6 protein-coding genes are annotated in these 3,884 nt (G+C 66.0%); 4 read left to right on the top strand and 2 right to left on the bottom strand.

Annotated features, from left to right (window positions below):
• Positions 1–484 precede the first annotated feature (484 nt).
• From AB0M74_RS35090 to AB0M74_RS35075, 4 genes are all read left to right on the top strand, one after another.
• On the top strand, positions 485–1,309 hold the full coding sequence (locus AB0M74_RS35090) for an AAA family ATPase (RefSeq protein WP_366530615.1): 825 nt from the start codon (positions 485–487) through the stop codon (positions 1,307–1,309).
• Positions 1,306–1,713 (top strand): hypothetical protein, encoded by a 408-nt coding sequence (locus tag AB0M74_RS35085; protein WP_366530614.1) that lies wholly within the window; start codon positions 1,306–1,308, stop codon positions 1,711–1,713. Before AB0M74_RS35090 ends, AB0M74_RS35085 begins: the two co-directional genes overlap by 4 nt.
• Before the next feature lie 114 nt (positions 1,714–1,827).
• Positions 1,828–2,346 (top strand): hypothetical protein, encoded by a 519-nt coding sequence (locus tag AB0M74_RS35080; protein WP_366530613.1) that lies wholly within the window; start codon positions 1,828–1,830, stop codon positions 2,344–2,346.
• Positions 2,346–2,903: a hypothetical protein gene (locus tag AB0M74_RS35075; RefSeq protein WP_366530612.1), complete on the top strand. Its 558-nt coding sequence runs from the start codon at positions 2,346–2,348 to the stop codon at positions 2,901–2,903. Before AB0M74_RS35080 ends, AB0M74_RS35075 begins: the two co-directional genes overlap by 1 nt.
• Positions 2,904–3,067: 164 nt before the next feature.
• Here AB0M74_RS35075 and AB0M74_RS35070 read toward each other — a convergent pair whose 3' ends face one another.
• Positions 3,068–3,256, bottom strand: a complete 189-nt coding sequence (locus AB0M74_RS35070) for a hypothetical protein (protein WP_366530611.1) — start codon at positions 3,254–3,256, stop codon at positions 3,068–3,070.
• A gap of 5 nt (positions 3,257–3,261) precedes the next feature.
• Positions 3,262–3,576 (bottom strand): hypothetical protein, encoded by a 315-nt coding sequence (locus AB0M74_RS35065; protein WP_366530610.1) that lies wholly within the window; start codon positions 3,574–3,576, stop codon positions 3,262–3,264.
• Positions 3,577–3,884 lie beyond the last annotated feature (308 nt).

Raw genomic sequence — 3,884 nt, 5'->3', positions numbered from 1 at the left:
CGGTGCTTGGGGCGCCAGGTTTCCTGGGTTATCCTGATCCCTGAAGTTTTCGTGACTTCGAAAGGCGCCCCGGCATCGGCCAAGATTCAGGGGCGCTTTTCATTTGTCCGGGCCAATTGCTCCCGGGGTGTGCTGGTGGTTGATCCTTCCATGAAGATCACGTTTTCATGTACTCGCCGCGCCGACGAATTCGATTGGCAGTCAATCCAAATCAGTGCTCTATGCGGGGCATCTAGCGCGTCCACGCGCCCCCGCAGACGCGCGTCCACGGGCTCGCGCGTACGGGCTGCCGCGCGTACTCGTGGGCGCGCGTACGCGCGTACGCGCGCGTATACACGCGCACAGGGGCGCGCGTCCACGCGGACACGCGACCACCCGACCACGCGTCCGCGTGTCCGCTCGCCCTATCGGCAGACTGTGTGCGATCGTGCACGGTAAGCGGCAGGCCACCTCTGGGCGCTGCCCGGCGACAAGGACCTGAAAGATGGCTGCACCGTCCAAAGCCCGCATCATCGCGCTTGCGAATCAGAAGGGCGGCGTCGGCAAGACCACGACAACGCTGTGCCTGGCCCGCGCCGCGAGCCACTACTACGGTGCGCGTGTGCTCGTCCTGGACATGGATATGCAGGGCAACGCCACAAGCACCCTGGCTAAAACAGAGTTGGCAGGTGACGACATCACCATCGCCGACGCGATCACCCCAGGAACCAAAATCGAACTGCGCGAGGTCATCGTGCCGACGATTTGGGATGGCGTGGATCTGGCACCGGGAGGACAGACTCTCGCGGTCGCCGAGCAGCACATCCTCGCATCGCAGTTCGGGCGCGAGCAGCGCCTGCGTGAGGCCGTGACACATGTGCGCGGCGACTACGACCTGGTCCTGATCGACAATGCCCCCGCACTCGGGATGCTGCTCGTGAACTCGTTGGTCGCGGCCGACGCCGCGGTGTTGATTGCCGAGCCGCATCGATGGTCCTCCGATGGTCTGGCGATGCTCGGGGCAACTCTGGCCGGGGTTCGCGGTTACCACAATCCGAGCCTCGAGATCACCGGCTGCATCGTCAACAAGTGGCGTGGTACCGCGTCGGAAAAGAGGCGGGCCGACGAGATGGTCGAAGGGTTCGCACTCCATTTCCCTGGCGTCCCGGTATGGCTCGATCGCAGAGTGCCGCTGTGGACCGGCATCACCGAAACCCTCGATGCTGGACTCGGACTCGATCAAGGCAAGGACGCGAAACTGCGTGTTCTCAGCGAAGACGTACTGAAGCCCTTCGCCGCGCTCCTGCTCGACGGGAAGGCAGCAGCATGACGACACCGGTGCCGCCACGCAAGAAGTCGGCGCTGGCAGGAGCAACCGTGTGGTCGGCCCCCTCGATTCCAGCACCAGGCGCAGTGGCGCCAGCGGCACCGACGACCAAAGAACAAGCAGAGGTGCGCGTCTCTGAACACGAGACAGCTCGTGGCCGGCGTCGCGATCCCGAAGAAGCCCGCGGGCGCAAGCGCACCCGTGATGCCGCCTACGCCTGGGCTGCCGCCGAACACAAAGCACTGCTGCGGCTCCAAGATTTCAGCGCGGAAATGGACGCCGCCATGCAGCGGGGTACCCCGCCGGAGACCATCGCCGAATACATCCGCGAAGCGTGCACTCGCAACGGGATCGATGTCGGCCTGCTGCCGCCGCAGATCCGCACAGCAGCGGGTCTCACCGACTGACACACCAAGTTTTCCGAGGTCAGAACCCAGAAAAAGCCCCCTGAATCGACTGTCAGGATGTCCTGACACCTGATAGACTGTCAGGATATCCTGACAGTGATCGAAGGGGACGATATGAGTCGGCAGACCGACGACGGCAAACACGAGGGCTATGTCACGGCGTGGTTCGCCGACGACCGATGGAGTGGGGGCTGGGAAAACGGCGCTTTTTTGATCACCCGCCGCGCGGATGGGTCCATGCTGCCCGTCCACGAGTGGTTCCCACGCCCGCCGGCCGAGGTGATCGGATGGCGCCCGATGTGCGAGTGCGGCTGGCGCGGCTCGTTCTGGACCCGCGTCGGCACACCGGCCGAGGAAGACATCTCCCGCCAACGCGGCCACAGCAGCGAATTCGGCGACCCCAGCCAAGAGCTCGAGGACGCCGCCATGCGCGAGTGGGAACGACACATCGCACCGAGCAAAGCCGCGTGGCCCGTGGTGCAGGCCGCACGAGAGTTCTACGATGCCCAGGACCGGCTCAACGACGTTGTGCGTCAGGCCCGCGCGGACGGAGCCTCCTGGACCGATATCGGCGACGCCGCTGGTATGACCCGCCAGTCCGCACACCAACGCTGGTCGAAGGTGGTCGACTGATGGCTGTCTCGAAGTCCCGACAAATGCACAAGCTGGCCACTGCACTCAGCGAGCAGCTCGACGTCAAAGTGGAGGCGATCTACGACGGGCCATCACGACCGCGGCCGTCATCACGGTCACCGAAAAAGGTCGACGGCGGTTGGCATCTGCGATGGACCAACGGGCCTACCGTGGCCGCAGCGAAGCCGTTGGTTGCCGAGCTGGCCGCACGTGCCGCTGACATCGACCCTGACGAGATCCGGTACTGGCGTGACAACACCGACCACAGCGAGGCCGTGATGCTGCTGCTGTGGCTCGACGCCGACCCCAAACACGCTGACTACCACGAGACCGCCGGCCTCGATCTGCCGAGCTTCGAAATCTCCTACCCAGAACGGGCGGACGAGATCTGGGAGCGCCGCGCGACTGCCCTCCAGGCCCTCGGCGGAGGTGGACAACTGCGCCTCTCCAGCATTCGCACCCTGCTCGAACACATCCAGGCTCGAGGCTGGCCCAGTGCACTCGAATGGCTCGACGGCCTGGCCGAAGATGGCCGCCGTCTTCGCGTAGTCCGATAGCCGCCGGGCGCTTGCGACAGCAACCGTTGACCAGCTGCTCACCAGGGAATCGCGATGGTGCAGAGGGTGTGTCCCGAATCTGGAGGGCGATCAGCGCGGGCAGATACGGGGGCGAGGTCCCGCACCTCGAGGTGACGCACAGCCGTAGCAGATCCGGCCGAACGCTACGCCTGGTCGTCATGGTGGCGGCGGCGGTAGGCCTTGGATCGGCAGGCCTGCGAGCAGTAGCGGGCATCGGCGCGCCGGTCGACGCCGGGCCACAGGAACACCCCGCACACCGGGCAGGTGATCGACTCAGGTACCCAACCCTCCGAGAGTTCGCCGGCGGACTGGAGTCGGTAGGTCGTGGTCATCACGCTCATGAGCTCGCGGCGGTTCTGCTCGCGTCGGCGCTCGGCAGCACGGTGTCGGTAGGCGCGAGCTGCACACCGGTTGCCGCAGTAGCGGCGGCGCGGACCGGACTCACGGGGAAGTGCAGCACCACAGGAAGCACAACGGCGGCCGGTCCGCCGACGCGAACCCACACCGTCCACTCTGCGCCGATCGGTAGAGCCGCGGTAGACCCGCCAACCGGGCCTGCGGAATCCCCCGCTGACGAGCTGCTGCCGGACTCGGAAACCTCACCCGGCGCCGACTCGGGCCGCCTGCTGTAGAGCTGCGGTAGACCCGCCAATCGGTCTATGCCTTGCCCACGGCGCGCAGCTCGGCCGCGACACCAGGGGCGGCCCTGGACATGATCGCGGGCGAGCACGCTAGCTGGGTACACGTGCCGATCACCCTCAGCTGATCTGACCACCCGATAGCCAGAGGTGTGCAACCTGATTAGCCGGTGATATGCCAGACCGGCAGCAACCGTGAAACCGGTCCTGAAGGTCGCGGTAGACCTGCTGACCGTCGCGTTCGTACCCGCCCCCTCTCTGTGCAGGCCTGCTCCCGGCGAGGGCGGGGGTCCGTGGGGCAGAGCCCCCGCGCGCGGCCTTC

The organism is Nocardia sp. NPDC051463, assembly GCF_040681975.1.
Taxonomy (GTDB): domain Bacteria; phylum Actinomycetota; class Actinomycetes; order Mycobacteriales; family Mycobacteriaceae; genus Nocardia.
This window is presented reverse-complemented; position numbering and strand designations above follow the sequence as displayed.

Excerpts from the sequence above, each read along its gene's own strand:
- AB0M74_RS35090 (WP_366530615.1), top strand. The coding sequence starts at position 485 with ATGGCTGCACCGTCCAAAGCCCGCATCATCGCGCTTGCGAATCAGAAG.
- AB0M74_RS35085 (WP_366530614.1), top strand. The coding sequence starts at position 1,306 with ATGACGACACCGGTGCCGCCACGCAAGAAGTCGGCGCTGGCAGGAGCA.
- AB0M74_RS35080 (WP_366530613.1), top strand. The coding sequence starts at position 1,828 with ATGAGTCGGCAGACCGACGACGGCAAACACGAGGGCTATGTCACGGCG.
- AB0M74_RS35075 (WP_366530612.1), top strand. The coding sequence starts at position 2,346 with ATGGCTGTCTCGAAGTCCCGACAAATGCACAAGCTGGCCACTGCACTC.
- AB0M74_RS35070 (WP_366530611.1), bottom strand. The coding sequence starts at position 3,256 with ATGACCACGACCTACCGACTCCAGTCCGCCGGCGAACTCTCGGAGGGT.